Genomic DNA, 19,703 nt, shown 5'->3' with positions numbered 1-19,703 from the left:
AACGGTCAGGCCAAATTTTCTTCATGTTTTTTATCAAACAAAAAGGCGGCATCCAGATTAAATTTCACTTTGATAGATTCACCGGGAAGTGGGGTCCAGTCGGGTGAGGAGTTAATACGTAAGATCATATGTTGCTCACCAATATCAAAATGCAGAAGGTCTTCGTTGCCCATCCTTTCTACGTTGGTAATGTGCGCATCGAACGCAGAGGCATCATGCTGCGAGGCTAACTGAATGGCCTCTGAGCGGATGCCAAACCAGACGCTGGAGTGCGGATATTGCTCCAGTAGGTTACTCAAGCGCGTATTTAATGGCAGGATTAAATTATCAGCCAGGCGCAGGCCACGAGTGCTGGGGTCAATATCAAGCAGCATAATATTCATTGCCGGATTACCAATAAAACCAGCAACAAATTTGTTCCTGGGGTGATGGTAAATATTCCCTGGGGTATCCACCTGCATAATACGACCGCCATTTAGAACGCAAATCCTGTCTCCCATCGTCATTGCTTCAATCTGATCGTGCGTGACGTACACCATGGTTGCGCTCACGCCTTCGTGACGCAGTTGTCGATGCAGTTCTGTCAGCCGCACGCGCATTGAAACACGCAGTTTTGCATCCAGGTTGGACAGCGGCTCATCAAACAAAAAAACGTCTGGCTTACGCACGATGGCCCTGCCAACGGCTACTCGCTGGCATTGACCGCCTGAAAGCTGACCGGGCTTTTTGTCGAGCAATGTTTCGATTTCCAGCTTGTGTGCAGCTTCCCGGACGCGGATATCAATCTCTTCTTTGCTCATTTTCCCTAACAGACTGAATGCCATATTTTTATAAATCGTCATGTGGGGATAGAGGGCATAATTCTGGAAGACCATGGCAACGCCTCGCTCCTTTGGTAGCAGGTCGTTGACGCACTTCTCTCCGATTGCGATATGGCCATGAGTGATATCTTCCAGACCTGCAATCATGCGTAGCAGCGTTGATTTGGCGCAGCCTGATGGCCCGACAAACACCATGAATTCGCCGTCGTGGATTTCAAGATCAACGCCATGGATCGCCTGAAAGCCATTGGGATAGACTTTGCTTACTGCCTGTAATTGAATACCTGACATAACACTGCCCCTTATCCTTTAATTCCGGCACCAGCGATGCCGCGAATAAAATAGCGCTGGAAGAAGATATAAAGTAACAACATCGGGATAATCGCCAGCAATGCGCCCGCCATTAACATCGGATATTCCACGCCTGAACGGCCAGAAAGTGAGGCTAATCCTACTGGTAATGTCATTTTATCCATGGAGGTGTTGACGATCAGTGGCCACATTAAATTATTCCAGCTCCACAGTCCGTTAATAATGACGCAGGCAATCAGTCCCGGTTTAATTAATGGCAGCATAATTTTGAAGAAAATAGTCAGATGGTTATACCCATCCATAATGGCCGCCTCTTCCAGTTCTTTAGGTACTGACAGAAAAAACTGACGTAATAAAAAGGCGCTATATATGCTGAATAAACCCGGTAACACCAGTCCAGGAATTGAGTTCAGCAAACCGATTTTTTCAACGGTTAAAAACTGTGGGATTAAAAAGATCTGACCGGGCACCATCAGAATTGAAATACACAGCATAAACAGGACATCTCGTCCTTTGAAACGCAGTCGGGAGAAACCGTACGCTGCCATTGCCGCAATCAGCGTCTGCAAAATGACGATGACCAGCGTGGAGACGATCGAGTTAAAGTAAAAGCTGCCAAAAGGCATTTCATGCAAGATTTTACCGTAAGCCTGAAACCCTGGGTTGGCGGGTAGCAGGATCGGCGGAAAGGCGATGCTTTCTGCCTGGGTTTTAAAAGAGGTGATGATCATCCAGATAAACGGAACCACCGTTACCAGCGTCGCGAGGATCATCAGGCCGTAAATTAGCCATTTTTCACGTTTTGTCATGAACATCGTGGTGCCTCACTGTGCTTTAAGTCGTTTACCAATCCATATTTGCAGCAGCGTCAGGACCATCGTGATAACGAAAATCACCACGGCGATTGCTGAGGCATACCCTTTTTCATGGTAGATAAAGGCGTATTTATAGAAGAGATAGGCGATGGTCATCGTCTGATCGTCCACCATGGATGAACTACCAAACAGCAGATAAACCACATCGAAAATTTGCAGCGTTTCGATAAAAGAGATCACCAGTACGAAAAACAGCGTTGGGATCATTAGCGGTAAGGTAATAGACCAGAATCCACGCAATTTGCTGATGCCATCCAGCGACATCGCTTCATAAATTTGTTTGGGGATCCCCTGCAATCCGGCGAGCAGAATGATCATCTTCAACGCAATAGCCGACCAGATGATAACCAACGAGGCGCTCAGGCGGACGACATCGGGATCGGATAACCAACCGATGGACGGAAGATCGAAAAAAGCCAGGATCTGATTAATTAAGCCGAAGTTTCGGTTCATCAACCACTGCCAGACCATAGCAATGGCCGCAGGCATAGTGACAGCGGGTAGAAATAACAGCGTGCGAAACAACCACTGACCGCGAATCGCCTGATTCAGGCCAATTGCGAGCAGTAATGACAAAACGGTGATTATCGGTACGCAAATAAAAACATAGGCCAGGGTGTTATATATTGCTGAACGAAACTCATCATCGCTGAATAAATTAATATAGTTATCTAAGCTGATCGTCGTCCAGATCTGAAACTCGCCCAGGTCGGTGAAACTATAAAAAACGTTCTGGAAGAATGGAGTAAAGTAAAAAACAATTAACCCCGCCAGTAACGGCATAATCATTATCCATCCCCAGAAGCGTTCTTCTTTTTCCAGCTTGGTCAGGGATTTTTTGTGCACTTCCCTGGCTGGTAATTGTGGGGATGCAGCTTCATCTGAATAGCTCATACAGACTCCGGGATGCTCACTGTGCAACCAAAATATATTGCGTGGGCGAAAGCGAGAGGGAGCATGGCTCCCTCAGGATTATTTCTGCATTTCTCGTTCAACGCGTTTTGCAACACCAGGCATGACTTTTTCTGGGTCAGTACCCGTCCAGACTTTTTTCAAGCCATCATTCAGGATGCTATTCCACTTGGCGGTATTGGAGCCTGCGGTTGGATATTTATGTGAGAAAGCCAATGAATCGATATAGGCTGAAACATCAATACCCTTAAAGCCTTCAGCCCACTCTTTGGCCACTTTTTGGTTAGCGGGGATCACGACTTTTCCCGTAGCCAGCGTCTGCTGCGCATGCTCAGAACTCATGAACTCAATGAACTTCCACGCCGCATCTTTATGCTGACTTTTTGCTGACATGGCAAATGCCAGGCTATGGGATACACCTGCCTGCTCTGCCATTTTAGGCATTGGTACCACGCCGATGTGATCTTTAATCAGCTCGTTTTGAGAGAAGGGTAATGCCCACCATGAGCCCGCGTAGACCATGGCCACCCGGTTGGACTGAAAGACATCCGAGGCTTCCATCTCGCCTGGCGGTTGGATTAGTCCCGCGTTCAGCATGCTTTGAACATCGCGATAGACGGCGATGGCTTTGTCATTGGCAACATCCGTTTTGCCCTCAGGCAGGACAATTTTATCGCCAGCCTGTAATAGCAGGTTAAAATAACTGTCCTGTCCGCTGCTGAATTCCATTGCCAGTGGATAAGACTGTTTATCCAGCCCTTTACGCAACTGCTCTGATTTTTGTTTTAAATCGTCCCATGTCCAGTTTTTATCGGGATAGCTCACGCCAGCCTGATCGAACATTTTTTTGTTGTACCAGACGGCAATTGCATCAATATCCCTTGGGATGGCATATTGCTGCGACTGGTATTGATAGGCATCGACTGAGCTTTTAACAAAATCATCCAGTTTCGGCGCTGATTTCTCTTTCAGATAATTGCTCAGTGGTTCCAGCATGCCATTTTTAACATATTGCTGGAAATTAGGCATATTCATCCAGAATACATCCGGTGCTACATTTCCACCGACTGCTGAACTTAGCTTGATAAAATATTGGTCATAAGGTGTTAATTCAATTTCGACTTTGATGCCAGGGTTGTTTTTTTCGAATTCATTAACGAGCTGTTGTTCGCCAGGGAGTTGATTACGGTCCCATAACGTGTAGCGTAATTTAACAGGCTTTGCGTCCGATTGGCCTTCAGCACTCGCGACGACAGGAGTTGCCAGTAAACAGGAAATTAGACAGGCCAATGCGACATTATTTTTATTCAGGGTATACATAACTTCCCTCTTTATTCAGGTCAGAATGCTTATGAGGTAAATTACAGGAGCCTATGAATAATCTGTTTTACATCGGAGAAAGTCAAAGCGGTAAAAAATAGGGGATTATCGCATTAAAACAAGGTCGTCTTTCGGTAGGTTTCTCTTTTATCAAAACGAAAATATAACATAAAACAATGGCGATATTATTTCGTTTAATTTCATGTTGTTAGGTTCATTTTGTGGGTTTGAATCGAAAAAAACAGATGTTTAAAAAAACCTCTTAAAATGCGAACGTTATCACTTTATTTGTTGTTACATAGACATAAAAAACGGGGATAAATCCCCGTTTTTTCGTTGGCTTTCGTTTCGATAATCAGGTCACTGGCGCCGGGTTAAACACCGCCAGCTGGTTATGCAGTCCCCACTGGTCCGAGAAGGTTTTCTTACGCCCGCTGGCGACGTCGAGAATAAATTCGAACAGTTTCAGACCCACATCTTCAATGGTTTCTTCTCCGGTGGCGATGGTGCCCGCGTTAATGTCCATCAGGTCAAACCAACGGTTGGCCAGCTCGGTGCGTGTCGCCATTTTAATCACCGGCACGGCCATCAGGCCATACGGCGTACCGCGACCGGTGGTGAACACCTGCACGGTGATCCCGGAAGCGACCTGCTGTGTACCGCAAACAAAATCACTGGCGGGGGTTGCAGCGTAAATCAGGCCACGTTTGGTTGGACGCTGACCCGGCGACAATACTTCGACAATCGCGCTCTTGCCAGACTTGGCAATCGAACCCAGCGCCTTTTCCACCACGTTTGCCAGGCCGCCTTTCTTGTTGCCCGGAGAAGGGTTGGCGCTGCGATCCGTTTTGCCCATATCAAGGTAGTTATCGTACCAGGCCATCTCTTCGAGCAGGCGTTTACCTACTTCTTCGTTAATCGCACGTGGGGTCAGAAGGTGGATGGCATCGCGCACTTCGGTTACTTCAGAGAACATTACGGTCGCGCCGCAGCGTACTAACAGGTCGGAGGCATAACCCACCGCCGGGTTGGCCGTCACGCCGGAGAACGCATCGCTACCGCCGCACTGCATGCCGACCACCAGTTCTGAAGCCGGACAGGTTTCACGTTGGCGCTGATTGAGTTTTGCCAGGTGACGTTCGGCCACCTGCAGAATATCGGTGACCATCGATTGAAAGCCGACGTGCTTTTCATCCTGCAGGCTGACGATACTGGCGCTGTCGACCGGAATACTTTTCACGTCGTACGTGCCTTCCAGCAACCGCTCTGGCTGCAGTTTTTCGCAACCGAGGCCGATGACCATCACTTCACCGCCAAAATTTGGGTTAAGCGCAATATTGTGAATGGTGCGAATCGGCACGATGGCGGCTGGAGCATTGATCGCCACGCCGCAGCCGTAGAGATGATTGAGCCCCACCACACCGTCGACGTTCGGGTATTTAGGCAGCAGATCGCGCTCAATGATTTTCACCACATAATCCACCACGCCCGCTACGCAGTGCACGCTGGTGGAGATACCGAGTAGATTTTTGGTACCAACGCTACCGTCAGCATTGCGGTAACCTTCAAAGGTATAACCCTCAAGAGGCGGCAGCGGCTCTGGCACTTTAGTTGCCAGCGGCAGCGTCTCCAGCGGCGGGGCTTTGGGCAGCTCAACCATTGATTCATCAATCCAGCTGCCGCGTGGGATATCGCGAACGGCATAGCCTATCACTTCGCCATAACGCACGATTTCGCCATGAACAGGAATATCTAATAGCGCCACTTTATGACCCTGGGGAATATGTTCAATGAGTTCCAGTCCGTCCGGAAAACGCGTTCCGGCTTTCAGACCATTGTCATTGACAATTATCGCCACATTATCTGTTTCGTGAACTTTAATATAAAACGCCGTTGGCGATTCTTGTCTGATTTCGATGTCGGCCATTGTCCAGTATTCTCCAACAAGGTGGTGATAATAGTGTGGATATTTATATTTTGAATCTAATTGTAAGTAATAAAGATTCGGTATCGTGAAATAAGAATGTCAGGAGTTTAACGTGAAGAATGTGACGATGATCACTTAAACTCAGTAAGGCCGCGTCACCAGTGGTAGCAATACGTAAATGTGTGCATTAGCGCCCATGCTTGTGTGCATATGCCCAAAACATTAATTTAATAACGTGTATTTAATGAGCACTTGCACAATGATTAACGTTGTGCTGATGATTATACTAAATCACGGTTTCATAACGTCTGATAAATTATTATCTATTTTTATTATCGGTAATTTATCACGAGAAACACCCACAAAATAATAATAAAAACCTTTTATGTGCCCGAGGTAAATAGAATGATATTGGATACAGTTGTCGAGAAAAAGAAAGGTACGCACACCCGTTATTTAATATTGCTGATAATATTTATTGTTACAGCCGTTAACTATGCGGACCGTGCGACGCTGTCTATTGCCGGAACTGAAGTGGCGAAAGAGTTACATCTCAGCGCCATCTCAATGGGTTACATTTTCTCAGCCTTCGGCTGGGCTTACCTGTTGATGCAAATCCCCGGCGGCTGGCTGCTGGATAAATTCGGCTCGAAGAAAGTCTACACCTACAGTTTGTTCTTCTGGTCACTGTTTACCTTCCTGCAGGGCTTTGTGGACATGTTCCCGCTGGCCTGGGCGGGTATTTCAATGTTCATCATGCGCTTTATGCTGGGCTTCTCGGAAGCGCCATCCTTCCCGGCTAATGCCCGTATCGTGGCGGCCTGGTTCCCAACGAAAGAGCGCGGCACGGCATCTGCGATTTTTAACTCCGCACAGTATTTCTCCCTGGCGCTGTTTTCCCCGCTGCTCGGCTGGCTGACCTTCGCCTGGGGCTGGGAGCACGTTTTTACCGTGATGGGCGTGATTGGTTTTGTGCTTACCGGACTGTGGGTAAAGTTTATTCATAACCCAACCGATCACCCGCGCATGTCGCAAGAAGAGTTGAAGTTTATCTCTGAAAACGGCGCGGTCGTGGATATGGACCATAAAAAACCGGGCGATGTGAAGTCAGGTGGTCCTAAACTGCATTATATCAAGCAGTTGCTGACAAATCGTATGATGCTTGGTGTGTTCTTTGGCCAGTATTTTATCAACACAATTACCTGGTTTTTTCTCACCTGGTTCCCGATTTACCTGGTTCAGGAAAAAGGTATGTCGATTCTGAAAGTGGGCCTGGTGGCTTCGATTCCGGCACTGTGTGGGTTTTTCGGTGGCGTGCTCGGCGGCGTGTTCTCTGATTATCTGATTAAACGTGGTTTCAGCATTACCCTGGCGCGTAAGCTGCCGATAGTGCTCGGCATGTTGCTCGCATCGACCATTATTCTGTGTAACTACACCGATAATACCGCTCTTGTGGTGGCGCTGATGGCGCTGGCGTTCTTCGGTAAAGGTTTCGGCGCGCTGGGTTGGCCGGTGATTTCCGATACCGCGCCGAAAGAGATTGTCGGTCTGTGCGGTGGGGTATTTAACGTATTTGGCAACGTGGCTTCCATCGTCACCCCGCTGGTGATTGGGTATCTGGTGAGCGAGCTGCACTCATTTAATGCTGCGCTGATGTTTGTAGGGTGCTCGGCGCTGATGGCAATGGTTTGCTACCTGTTTATTGTCGGTGACATTAAACGTATGGAATTGCAGAAATAAACAAAGGTATAGGCGATGAATAACACGATTTTCCCGAATAAGTTTAAAGCGGCCCTCGCGGCGCAACAAATTCAGATTGGCTGCTGGTCTGCATTTGCCAGCCCAATCAGTACCGAAGTTTTAGGCCTGGCAGGTTTTGACTGGCTGGTACTGGATGGCGAACATGCGCCGAATGATATCTCGACGTTTATTCCGCAATTGATGGCGCTGAAAGGCAGCGACAGCGCGGCGGTAGTGCGTGTACCAACCAACGAGCCGGTAATTATCAAGCGTCTGCTGGATATCGGGTTTTACAACTTCCTGATCCCGTTCGTTGAGACGGAAGAAGAAGCGGTTAACGCTGTGGCGTCGACCCGCTATCCGCCGGAAGGTATTCGCGGCGTGTCCGTATCCCATCGCGCCAATATGTTTGGCACCGTACCGGACTACTTTGCGCAGTCGAATAAGAACATCACCATCATCGTGCAGATCGAAAGTCAGCAGGGCGTTGATAACGTTGACGCAATCGCGGCGACAGAAGGTGTTGACGGTGTCTTCGTCGGACCAAGCGATCTGGCCGCGGCGCTAGGTCACCTCGGCAATGCGTCACATCCTGATGTGCAGAAAGCTATCCAGCACATTTTTGCCCGCGCGAAAGCACACGGCAAACCAAGCGGCATTCTGGCCCCGGTAGAGGCGGATGCGCGTCGTTATCTGGAGTGGGGCGCGACGTTTGTTGCCGTTGGCAGCGACCTTGGCGTGTTCCGTTCAGCCACGCAGAAACTGGCTGATTCTTTTAAGAAATAACCACCATCGACAGTAGAGAGAGATAAAGACATGACAATGAAAGTTGGTTTTATTGGCCTCGGTATTATGGGTAAACCAATGAGTAAAAACCTCCTCAAGGCAGGTTACTCGCTGGTGGTTGCTGACCGTAACCCGGAATCCATTGCGGAAGTAATTGCCGCAGGTGCTGAAACTGCCGCCACAGCGAAAGATATCGCTGAGCAGTGTGATGTGATTATCACCATGCTGCCGAACTCTCCGCATGTTAAGGAAGTGGCACTGGGTGAAGGCGGCATTATTGAAGGGGCGAAACCGGGCACAGTGCTTATCGACATGAGCTCCATCGCGCCGTTAGCCAGCCGTGAAATTAGCGACGCGCTGAAAGCGAAAGGCGTGGATATGTTGGATGCGCCGGTCAGCGGCGGCGAGCCAAAAGCGATTGACGGCACGTTGTCGGTGATGGTCGGCGGCGATAAAGCGATTTTCGACAAGTACTACGATCTGCTGAAAGCGATGGCAGGCTCCGTGGTGCATACCGGTGAAATTGGTGCGGGTAACGTTACCAAGCTGGCGAATCAGGTGATTGTGGCGCTGAACATTGCCGCGATGTCTGAAGCGCTGACGCTGGCGACCAAAGCGGGTGTGAATCCGGATCTGGTGTATCAGGCGATCCGTGGCGGGCTGGCAGGCAGCACCGTGCTGGATGCGAAAGCGCCGATGGTGATGGATCGCAACTTTAAACCAGGTTTCCGTATTGACCTGCATATCAAAGACCTGGCGAACGCGCTGGATACCTCTCATGGCGTTGGCGCTCAGTTGCCGCTGACTGCAGCAGTCATGGAGATGATGCAGGCGCTACGCGCAGATGGATTGGGTACTGCCGATCACAGTGCGCTCGCATGCTACTACGAAAAACTGGCGAAAGTGGAAGTCACTCGCTAACAAGAAGGGCGCGGATGTGCGCCCTGTATTTCTTGCCTTGCGCGGCACAGTCAGGCTACATAACTATGAAAATCGTAATTGCCCCAGACTCTTATAAAGAAAGCCTTTCTGCCACCGAGGTAGCTCAGGCAATAGAAAAAGGATTTCGGGAAATTTTCCCCGATGCGCAATATGTTTCTGTTCCGGTTGCCGATGGCGGCGAAGGAACGGTTGAAGCCATGATTGCCGCGACGCAAGGGAGTGAACATTCAGCGCAAGTAACGGGGCCGCTGGGCGAAAAAGTGAATGCCTGCTGGGGCATGTCTGGAGATGGTAAAACTGCGTTTATCGAAATGGCGGCAGCCAGCGGTCTGGCGTTGGTGCCTCCTGAAAAGCGCAACCCTTTAGTCACTACGTCACGCGGTACCGGAGAGCTGATTTTGCAGGCGCTGGATAGCGGTGCGCAGAGCATCATTATTGGCATCGGCGGCAGTGCCACCAACGACGGTGGCGCGGGTATGGTGCAGGCGCTGGGGGCAAAACTTTGCGACGCCAACGGGACAGAAATTGGCTATGGTGGTGGAAGCCTGATGAGTCTGAACTCCATCGATATCTCGGGTCTGGATCCGCGCTTAAAAACCTGTTCCATTCGCGTGGCCTGTGATGTGACTAATCCACTCATCGGCGATTCTGGCGCTTCGCGCATTTTTGGCCCGCAGAAAGGGGCGACGGAAGAACGCATTCTCGAACTGGACCGTAATCTGTCTCATTATGCCGACATTATTAAAAAGTCTCTGCGGGTTGATGTGAAAGATGTGCCAGGCTCCGGTGCGGCAGGTGGAATGGGCGCGGCATTAATGGCTTTTTTAGGCGCCGAGCTGCGCAGCGGTATCGAGATTGTGACCCAGGCGCTCAATCTGGAAGAGCATATTCACGACTGTACGCTGGTGGTGACCGGCGAAGGGCGGATCGACAGCCAGAGCATTCACGGCAAAGTGCCGGTAGGCGTGGCGAATGTCGCGAAGAAGTACCACAAGCCGGTTATTGGTATTGGCGGCAGCCTGACGCGCGATGTGGAGGTCGTGCATCAATATGGTATCGATGCGGTATTTAGCGTATTGACCAGCATCAGCACGCTGGAAGAGGCCTTCCGTGGGGCATTTGATAATATTTATCGCGCCTCAAGAAACATCGCTGCCACGTTAGCGATAGGAATGCGCAGTGCGGGGTGACATTGCCCCGCAAACCCTCTATACTGCGCGCCGAAGCTGACCAGACAGTCGCCGCTTCGTCGTCGTCCTCTTCGGGGGAGACGGGCGGAGGGGAGGAAAGTCCGGGCTCCATAGGGCAGGGTGCCAGGTAACGCCTGGGGGGGAAACCCACGACCAGTGCAACAGAGAGCAAACCGCCGATGGCCCACGCAAGTGGGATCAGGTAAGGGTGAAAGGGTGCGGTAAGAGCGCACCGCGCGGCTGGTAACAGTCCGTGGCACGGTAAACTCCACCCGGAGCAAGGCCAAATAGGGGTTCACAAGGTACGGCCCGTACTGAACCCGGGTAGGCTGCTTGAGCCAGTGAGCGATTGCTGGCCTAGATGAATGACTGTCCACGACAGAACCCGGCTTATCGGTCAGCTTCACTCTTTATAAAACCCCGCTTCGGCGGGGTTTTTGCTTTCTGGGTAAGCCAGATGAATGACTGTCCACGACGCTATGCTCAAAAGAACGCGGCTTATCGGTCAGCTTCACTCTTTAATAAAACCCCGCTTCGGCGGGGTTTTTGCTTTCTGGGTAAGCCAGATGAATGACTGTCCACGACGCTATACTCAAAAGAACGCGGCTTATCGGTCAGCTTCACTCTTTATAAGGCCTCGCTTCGGCGGGGTTTTTGCTTTCTGGGCAGGTTGCCATGCCTGATGGCGCTGCGCTTATCAGGCCTACTGGGGGAGAGAGTGGTTTTGTAGGCCGGATAAGGTGTTTACACCGCCATCCGGCAGAGGTTTTACAGCGAGCATTGAGATTGGTTTTCGAGGATGCAGGCGCTTATTTCCTTCTTATCTAATTTTTATATCCCTATTATTTATGCACCGAATTTCTTTTATCTGAGGGGAATGTGTCGGTGGATATTTCTAATTTTGTGACGACCAACACAAAACGCTGTGCGATACGTTTTTCTCGAGAATAATCGAACGCAATCGATCGCCATCACAAAATTACTTGCTAATAAATCGCACAAAATCAGTGTTAATATAATGTTGCATATGATAATTGTTTGTGTTTTTTAGATTGAATTTTAATGAATGCAATGTTTCTTTACAAACAAATGTGGCGAAAAAATGTGATGCATAACGTTATTTAATCGCCATAATCATTAAAATATAATTAAATTTGATAAGTTGTTTATTAAATTTAAGCACCATCTTGCCTGATAATTGTTCTGTAATTGATTGAAATATAGCCTTTCATGGTTTTAAAAAATAGTGGAAAAAATGGGGGTGTTATAGCCATAAAAAATCGTTATCCCCCCATCTTTTTTTGACTAAAGTCAGGATAAAGTGAGATCGATAATTCATATCTATATGATTATTAAGTAATTTAAATTTTAACGATAGTCTTACAAAATGTAAGTCAAGGGGATTTGTGAGGGGTAGCACATATCCTTGTTCGCTTAATTTGGTACACTTCCTGCCGTCAACAAAGTAATTAACGCAGGTCGATATGAATACTATTACACTCCCTAAAACACAGCACTTAGTGGTCTTTCAGGAAGTCATTAGAAGCGGTTCTATCGGCTCAGCTGCAAAAGAATTAGGTTTAACTCAACCCGCTGTCAGTAAAATCATCAATGATGTAGAGGCTTATTTCGGTATTGAGTTAGTTGTACGTAAAAATACTGGTGTGACATTGACTCAGGCAGGTCAGGTAATGCTCTCATGGTCTGAATCTATTACCCGTGAAATGAAAAACATGGTTGATGAGATGAACAGCATGACGAGCAACGCGGTCGTTGATGTGTCGTTTGGCTTTCCTTCACTGATCGCCTTCACCATCATGTCCGGCATGATTAAAAAATTCAAAGAAGTGTTCCCGAAGGCGCAGGTTTCTATGTATGAAGCTCAGCTCTCCTCCTTCTTACCGGCAATCCGTGACGGACGTCTGGATTTCGCCATCGGTACGCTGAGTGATGAGATGAAACTGCACGATCTGCATGTTGAACCGCTCTTTGAGTCAGACTTTATCCTGGTTGCCAGCAAGTCCCGAACATGCACCGGCATCACCTCGCTGAGCGCGTTGAAAAACGAACAGTGGGTGTTGCCACAAACGAATATGGGGTACTACAGCGAACTTCTTACCACGTTACAGAATAATGGCATCAGCAGTGAAAACATCGTTAAAACAGACTCTGTCGTTACGATTTATAATCTTGTTCTCAATGCTGATTTCTTAACAGTAATTCCCTGCGATATGACCACACCGTTTGGCTCAAACCAGTTTATTACTATCCCGGTAGAAGAAACCTTACCCGTCGCGCGCTATGCCGCCGTGTGGTCGAAAAATTATCGAATTAAAAAAGCAGCATCTATTTTGGTGGAATTAGCCAAAGAATATTCATCATATAATTGTCGGAGACGAAGGCAATTAATTGAAATTGATTAAAGATTGAATTTGTTTTAACACGAAATAAACGCCATTTGTCTATATCTGACAATGGTCACGGCTATCTATTTACTTTAATACCCAGGTAAGAGGTTCTAATGCACATTACATACGATCTCCCAGTTGCAATTGAAGATATCCTCGAAGCGAAAAAAAGACTTGCGGGGAAAATTTATAAAACGGGAATGCCTCGCTCTAACTATTTTAGTGAACGTTGCAAAGGGGAAATTTTCCTCAAGTTTGAAAACATGCAGCGTACCGGTTCATTTAAAATCCGTGGTGCTTTTAACAAGCTCAGTTCATTAACCGAAGCTGAAAGATGTAAGGGCGTGGTGGCTTGCTCTGCAGGTAACCATGCGCAAGGTGTTTCTCTCTCCTGCGCTATGCTCGGAATCGACGGCAAAGTGGTGATGCCGAAAGGCGCACCGAAGTCTAAAGTAGCGGCAACCTGCGATTATTCCGCAGAAGTTGTGCTGCACGGCGACAACTTCAACGACACCATCGCTAAGGTTAGCGAGATTGTGGAAACTGAAGGCCGTATCTTTATTCCACCCTATGATGACCCGAAAGTTATTGCTGGTCAGGGCACTATTGGTCTGGAAATTCTGGAAGACTTGTACGATGTCGATAACGTGATTGTGCCAATTGGCGGTGGTGGACTGATTGCTGGTATTGCGGTGGCAATTAAATCTATTAACCCGACCATTAAAATTATTGGCGTACAGTCTGAAAACGTTCACGGCATGGCGGCTTCTTTCCACGCTGGAGAAATAACCACGCACCGAACGACCGGCACCCTGGCGGATGGTTGTGACGTTTCCCGCCCGGGTACTTTAACGTATGAAATTGTTCGTGAGTTGGTGGATGACATTGTCCTGGTCAGCGAAGATGAAATTCGCAACAGCATGGTGGCATTAATTCAGCGAAATAAAGTTGTGACTGAAGGTGCCGGCGCGCTGGCATGCGCAGCATTATTAAGCGGGAAATTAGATAGCTATATCCAGAACAGAAAAACAGTCAGCATTATTTCTGGCGGTAATATCGACCTTTCTCGTGTATCTCAAATTACTGGTTTAGTTGACGCTTAATATACTTCGTTGAGGATAGGATATGAGTACTACTGATAGCATTGTATCCAGCCAGACAAAACAGTCGTCCTGGCGCAAATCGGACACCACCTGGACACTGGGTTTATTTGGTACAGCCATCGGCGCTGGGGTGCTGTTCTTCCCTATCCGCGCAGGTTTTGGCGGACTGATCCCCATTCTGATCATGCTGGTGTTAGCATACCCCATCGCCTTCTATTGCCACCGTGCGCTGGCACGCCTGTGTCTTTCCGGTTCTAACCCTTCCGGTAACATCACAGAAACGGTTGAAGAGCACTTTGGTAAAACGGGCGGCGTGGTTATCACGTTCCTCTACTTCTTTGCGATTTGTCCGCTGCTGTGGATTTATGGCGTCACCATTACCAACACCTTTATGACCTTCTGGGAAAACCAGCTGCAGATGCCCGCGCTGAACCGTGGCTTCGTGGCGTTGTTCCTGTTGCTGCTGATGGCATTCGTCATCTGGTTTGGTAAAGATCTGATGGTTAAAGTGATGAGCTACCTGGTATGGCCGTTCATTGCCAGCCTGGTGCTTATCTCTCTGTCACTGATTCCTTACTGGAACTCTGCGGTTATCGATCAGGTTGATATCAGCAATATCGCCCTGACTGGCCATGACGGCATCCTGGTTACCGTATGGCTGGGTATTTCCATCATGGTGTTCTCTTTCAACTTCTCGCCAATCGTTTCTTCCTTCGTCGTCTCTAAACGTGAAGAGTATGAGAAAGATTACGGTCGTGAATTTACCGAGCAGAAGTGTTCCAAAATCATCTCCCGCGCCAGTATGCTGATGGTTGCGGTGGTAATGTTCTTCGCCTTTAGCTGCCTGTTCACGCTGTCTCCGGCAAACATGGCGGATGCGAAAGCGCAAAACATTCCTGTGCTGTCTTACCTGGCAAACCACTTCGCTTCACTGTCCGGTACGAAGTCCACCTTCGCAACTGTTCTGGAGTACGGTGCTTCAATCATCGCCCTGGTTGCTATCTTCAAATCTTTCTTCGGCCACTATCTGGGCACGCTGGAAGGTCTGAACGGTCTGGTGCTGAAGTTTGGTTATAAAGGCGATAAAACGAAAGTTTCTGCCGGCAAACTTAATACCATCAGCATGATCTTCATCATGGGCTCCACCTGGGTTGTGGCTTACGCCAACCCGAACATCCTGGACCTGATTGAAGCAATGGGCGCGCCGATTATTGCCTCTCTGCTCTGCCTGCTGCCGATGTATGCCATCCGTAAGGCGCCATCACTGGCGAAATACCGTGGCCGTCTGGATAACGTGTTTGTTACCGTGATTGGTCTGCTGACCATCCTGAACATCGTCTACAAACTGTTTTAATCCTTAAGCTCAGGATGAGCGGAGTAGTGAAATGAATGAGTTTCCGGTAGTACTGGTTATTAACTGTGGTTCGTCTTCCATTAAATTCTCAGTGCTGGATGCAGCAAACTGTGAAGTTTTAATGGCGGGGATCGCAGACGGTATTAACTCTGAAAATGCGTTCATAGCAATTAATGGTGGAGAGCCAGCTAAGCTGGCTCACCACAGCTACGAAGACGCATTAAAAGCAATTGCCGTTGAACTAGAGAAACGTAATTTAATGGACAGCGTGGCCTTAATTGGCCACCGCATTGCCCACGGCGGAAATATCTTTACTGAATCAGCAATTATTACTGACGAAGTTATCGATAATATTCGTCGGGTATCGCCGCTAGCTCCGTTACATAATTATGCGAACCTGAGTGGGATCGAATCTGCTCAGCACCTTTTCCCAGGCGTGCAGCAGGTCGCGGTATTTGATACCAGCTTCCACCAGACGATGGCCCCAGAAGCCTATCTGTACGGTTTACCGTGGAAATATTTTGAGGAGTTGGGCGTTCGCCGTTATGGCTTCCACGGCACGTCGCACCGCTATGTTTCTCAACGGGCGCATGAGCTTCTCGAGTTGCAACATGATGACTCCGGTCTGGTTGTGGCGCACCTGGGCAACGGCGCGTCAATCTGTGCGGTACGTAATGGACAGAGCGTTGATACCTCTATGGGCATGACGCCGCTGGAAGGGCTGATGATGGGCACACGCAGCGGCGACGTCGATTTCGGCGCGATGGCGTGGATTGCCAGCGAAACCAACCAGACGCTGAGCGACCTTGAGCGCGTAGTGAATAAAGAGTCCGGTTTACTGGGTATTTCCGGTTTGTCCTCTGACTTACGTACGTTAGAAAAAGCCTGGCACGAAGGACATGAGCGTGCGCAGCTGGCGATTAAAACGTTTGTGCATCGTATTGCACGCCATATCGCCGGACATGCCGCATCGCTGCATCGTCTTGATGGGATTATTTTCACCGGCGGAATTGGTGAGAACTCGGTATTAATTCGTCGTCTGGTTATTGAACATCTCGCCGTTTTAGGGGTGAATATCGACAGCGAAATGAATAGCCTGCCAAATTCCCATGGCGAAAGAATTATCTCTAATAAAGATGCTCGTGTTATTTGTGCGGTTATTCCCACAAATGAAGAGAAAATGATTGCGCGTGATGCCATTGCCTTAGGCAAAATTAATACACCAGTAGAATTTGCATAATTAAATTTCAGCAGAGAGATTATTTTTCATGAAGGTAAATATCGATACCAGCGATATGCTGTATGCCGAAGCCTGGAATGGCTTTAAAGGTACGGACTGGAAAGAAGAAATTAATGTCCGTGATTTTATTCAGCACAACTATACGCCTTATGAAGGGGATGAATCTTTCCTCGCCGAAGCAACGCCTGCGACCACTGCATTGTGGGAAAAAGTCATGGCGGGCATCCGTATTGAAAACTCGACGCACGCGCCGGTTGATTTCGATACCAATATTGCTACCACGATAACCGCGCATGATGCGGGTTATATTGAACAAGAACTGGAAAAAATCGTCGGTCTGCAAACGGATAAGCCGCTCAAGCGTGCTCTGCATCCGTTTGGCGGCATCAACATGATCAAAAGCTCTTTTGATGCTTATGGTCGTGAGATGGATGCTGATTTTGAATACCAGTTTACTGAACTGCGTAAAACCCATAACCAGGGCGTATTCGATGCCTACTCTCCGGATATGCTGCGCTGCCGTAAATCCGGCGTGCTGACCGGCCTGCCGGATGGTTACGGTCGTGGCCGTATCATCGGTGACTACCGCCGCGTCGCGCTGTATGGTATCCGCTATCTGGTGCGTGAGCGTGAACTGCAGTTTGCCGATCTCCAGTCGAACCTGGAGTGGGGCCAGAATCTTGAAGCCACGATTCGTCTGCGCGAAGAGCTGTCTGAACACCGTCGCGCCCTGCTGCAAATGCAGGAAATGGCGGCGAAATACGGCTGCGATATTTCCCGTCCGGCGCGTAATGCGCAGGAAGCGGTGCAGTGGGTGTACTTTGCTTACCTGGCTGCGGTGAAATCTCAGAACGGTGGTGCTATGTCGCTGGGCCGTACCGCATCGTTCCTCGACATCTACATTGAGCGCGATTTCAAAGCGGGCGTGTTAAATGAGCAGCAGGCGCAGGAACTGATCGACCACTTCATTATGAAGATCCGTATGGTGCGCTTCCTGCGTACGCCGGAATTCGACACCCTGTTCTCAGGCGACCCAATCTGGGCGACCGAAGTTATCGGCGGTATGGGACTGGATGGCCGCACGCTGGTGACGAAAAACTCGTTCCGCTACCTGCATACGCTACACACCATGGGCCCGGCACCTGAGCCGAACCTGACGGTGCTGTGGTCTGAGCAGCTACCGATAGCCTTCAAAAAGTACGCCGCCCAGGTGTCTATCATCACTTCGTCTTTGCAGTATGAAAACGACGATCTGATGCGTGCCGACTTTGACAGCGATGACTATGCCATTGCCTGCTGCGTCAGCCCGATGGTTATCGGCAAGCAAATGCAGTTCTTCGGGGCGCGTGCCAACCTCGCCAAAACGTTGCTGTATGCAATCAACGGCGGCGTGGATGAGAAGCTGAAAATCCAGGTCGGGCCGAAAACGGCACCGCTGATGGATGACGTGTTGGACTACGACACGGTGATGGAGAGCCTGGACCACTTTATGGACTGGCTGGCCGTGCAGTACATCAGCGCGTTGAACATCATCCACTACATGCACGACAAGTACAGCTACGAAGCTTCGCTGATGGCGCTGCACGATCGTGATGTCTATCGCACGATGGCCTGTGGTATGGCGGGTCTGTCCGTGGCGGCGGATTCTCTGTCGGCTATCAAATACGCTCGCGTGAAACCGATTCGTGATGAAAATGGTCTGGCAGTTGATTTCGAAATCGAAGGCGACTATCCGCAATACGGTAACAACGATGAGCGCGTAGACAGCATTGCCTGCGACCTGGTCGAACGCTTTATGAAGAAAATTAAGGTGTTGCCAACCTACCGTAACGCGGTGCCGACGCAGTCCATTCTGACCATTACCTCCAACGTGGTGTACGGACAGAAAACCGGTAACACGCCGGACGGACGTCGCGCAGGTACGCCGTTTGCGCCAGGGGCGAACCCGATGCACGGCCGCGATCGTAAAGGTGCGGTGGCGTCGTTAACCTCGGTTGCCAAACTGCCGTTCACCTATGCCAAAGACGGTATCTCGTACACCTTCTCCATTGTGCCGGCAGCGCTGGGCAAAGAGGATGGAGTGCGTAAAACCAACCTGGTCGGTCTGCTGGACGGTTACTTCCACCATGAAGCACATGTGGAAGGCGGGCAGCATCTGAACGTTAACGTTATGAACCGTGAAATGTTGATGGATGCCATTGAGCACCCGGAAAACTATCCGAACCTGACGATCCGCGTGTCTGGCTATGCGGTGCGCTTCAACGCGCTGACCCGCGAACAGCAGCAGGATGTTATTTCACGTACTTTCACCCAGGCGCTCTGACGCCGGAGGGACTATGAGAAAAGTAATTGCAACCGAATGTGCACCAGGGGCGATTGGGCCTTACGTACAGGGTGTGGATCTGGGCAGTATGGTGTTGACGTCAGGTCAAATCCCGGTGTGTCCACAGACCGGTGAAGTGGCTGAAAACGTGGCCGATCAGGCGCGTCAAAGCCTGGAAAACGTGAAAGCGATCGTCGAGTCCGCAGGTTTGAAAGTGAGCGATATCGTGAAGACGACCGTTTTCGTTTCTGACCTGAACGACTTCGCCACCATTAATCAGGTGTACCAGCAGTTCTTTGATGAGCATAAGGCAATTTACCCTACGCGCAGCTGCGTACAGGTCGCCCGCTTACCAAAGGATGTGAAGCTGGAGATTGAAGCCATCGCCGTACGTGGCGACACGCTGTAATCCCTTGCGGGGCGATCTCAGGATCGCCCCGATCCTTAATG

General features: G+C 49.3%; 15 protein-coding genes and 1 other RNA gene. 11 read left to right on the top strand and 5 right to left on the bottom strand.

Annotated features, from left to right (window positions below; genetic code table 11):
- Window positions 1-5: 5 nt before the first annotated feature.
- The 5 genes from OGX97_RS01890 to garD all read right to left on the bottom strand — a co-directional run bounded on the left by OGX97_RS01890 (window position 6) and on the right by garD (window position 6,167).
- Window positions 6-1,112 carry an ABC transporter ATP-binding protein gene (locus tag OGX97_RS01890; protein WP_008785894.1) on the bottom strand — a complete coding sequence of 369 codons (1,107 nt, stop codon included), beginning with the start codon at window positions 1,110-1,112 and terminating at the stop codon, window positions 6-8.
- 11 nt (window positions 1,113-1,123) lie between these two features.
- Complete coding sequence (locus OGX97_RS01885; RefSeq protein WP_003024907.1) at window positions 1,124-1,948, bottom strand: carbohydrate ABC transporter permease; 825 nt, start codon at window positions 1,946-1,948, stop codon at window positions 1,124-1,126.
- Window positions 1,949-1,957: 9 nt separating this feature from the next.
- The gene (locus OGX97_RS01880; protein WP_079934944.1) at window positions 1,958-2,902 is read right to left on the bottom strand and encodes a carbohydrate ABC transporter permease; all 945 of its coding nucleotides are present in this window, start codon (window positions 2,900-2,902) and stop codon (window positions 1,958-1,960) included.
- 78 nt (window positions 2,903-2,980) lie between these two features.
- On the bottom strand, window positions 2,981-4,240 hold the full coding sequence (locus OGX97_RS01875; RefSeq protein ID WP_167820720.1) for an ABC transporter substrate-binding protein: 1,260 nt from the start codon (window positions 4,238-4,240) through the stop codon (window positions 2,981-2,983).
- Window positions 4,241-4,595: 355 nt separating this feature from the next.
- Window positions 4,596-6,167 (bottom strand): galactarate dehydratase, encoded by a 1,572-nt coding sequence (gene garD / locus OGX97_RS01870; RefSeq protein WP_079934943.1) that lies wholly within the window; start codon window positions 6,165-6,167, stop codon window positions 4,596-4,598.
- Between the two features lie 405 nt (window positions 6,168-6,572).
- Here garD and garP point away from each other — a divergent pair, with 405 nt between their 5' ends.
- The 11 genes from garP to OGX97_RS01815 all read left to right on the top strand — a co-directional run bounded on the left by garP (window position 6,573) and on the right by OGX97_RS01815 (window position 19,662).
- Window positions 6,573-7,907: a galactarate/glucarate/glycerate transporter GarP gene (garP, locus tag OGX97_RS01865; RefSeq protein WP_008785890.1), complete on the top strand. Its 1,335-nt coding sequence runs from the start codon at window positions 6,573-6,575 to the stop codon at window positions 7,905-7,907.
- A gap of 15 nt (window positions 7,908-7,922) precedes the next feature.
- Complete coding sequence (gene garL / locus OGX97_RS01860) at window positions 7,923-8,693, top strand: 2-dehydro-3-deoxyglucarate aldolase (RefSeq protein ID WP_279850791.1); 771 nt, start codon at window positions 7,923-7,925, stop codon at window positions 8,691-8,693.
- A 30-nt stretch (window positions 8,694-8,723) separates the two neighbouring features.
- On the top strand, window positions 8,724-9,614 hold the full coding sequence (gene garR / locus OGX97_RS01855) for a 2-hydroxy-3-oxopropionate reductase (RefSeq protein ID WP_003828600.1): 891 nt from the start codon (window positions 8,724-8,726) through the stop codon (window positions 9,612-9,614).
- Window positions 9,615-9,679: 65 nt separating this feature from the next.
- On the top strand, window positions 9,680-10,825 hold the full coding sequence (gene garK / locus OGX97_RS01850) for a glycerate 2-kinase (protein WP_032934186.1): 1,146 nt from the start codon (window positions 9,680-9,682) through the stop codon (window positions 10,823-10,825).
- A 32-nt stretch (window positions 10,826-10,857) separates the two neighbouring features.
- An RNA gene (gene rnpB / locus OGX97_RS01845) (RNase P RNA component class A) lies at window positions 10,858-11,234 on the top strand.
- 1,075 nt (window positions 11,235-12,309) lie between these two features.
- The gene (tdcA, locus tag OGX97_RS01840) at window positions 12,310-13,248 is read left to right on the top strand and encodes a transcriptional regulator TdcA (protein ID WP_003828596.1); all 939 of its coding nucleotides are present in this window, start codon (window positions 12,310-12,312) and stop codon (window positions 13,246-13,248) included.
- Between the two features lie 98 nt (window positions 13,249-13,346).
- A complete protein-coding gene (gene tdcB, locus OGX97_RS01835; protein ID WP_003828594.1) occupies window positions 13,347-14,336 on the top strand; it encodes a bifunctional threonine ammonia-lyase/L-serine ammonia-lyase TdcB in 990 nt (329 codons plus the stop codon).
- A gap of 22 nt (window positions 14,337-14,358) precedes the next feature.
- Window positions 14,359-15,690 carry a threonine/serine transporter TdcC gene (tdcC, locus tag OGX97_RS01830; RefSeq protein ID WP_008785886.1) on the top strand — a complete coding sequence of 444 codons (1,332 nt, stop codon included), beginning with the start codon at window positions 14,359-14,361 and terminating at the stop codon, window positions 15,688-15,690.
- A 31-nt stretch (window positions 15,691-15,721) separates the two neighbouring features.
- Complete coding sequence (gene tdcD / locus OGX97_RS01825; protein WP_032945082.1) at window positions 15,722-16,930, top strand: propionate kinase; 1,209 nt, start codon at window positions 15,722-15,724, stop codon at window positions 16,928-16,930.
- 28 nt (window positions 16,931-16,958) lie between these two features.
- Complete coding sequence (gene tdcE / locus OGX97_RS01820) at window positions 16,959-19,253, top strand: 2-ketobutyrate formate-lyase/pyruvate formate-lyase (RefSeq protein WP_003828587.1); 2,295 nt, start codon at window positions 16,959-16,961, stop codon at window positions 19,251-19,253.
- 13 nt (window positions 19,254-19,266) lie between these two features.
- A complete protein-coding gene (locus OGX97_RS01815) occupies window positions 19,267-19,662 on the top strand; it encodes an enamine/imine deaminase (protein WP_003828585.1) in 396 nt (131 codons plus the stop codon).
- Window positions 19,663-19,703: the final 41 nt, after the last annotated feature.

This window comes from Citrobacter sp. Cpo061, from assembly GCF_030332845.1.
GTDB lineage: Bacteria > Pseudomonadota > Gammaproteobacteria > Enterobacterales > Enterobacteriaceae > Citrobacter > Citrobacter portucalensis.
Note: the sequence above shows the minus strand (reverse complement) of the source record. Positions and strands in the feature narration are given on the sequence as shown.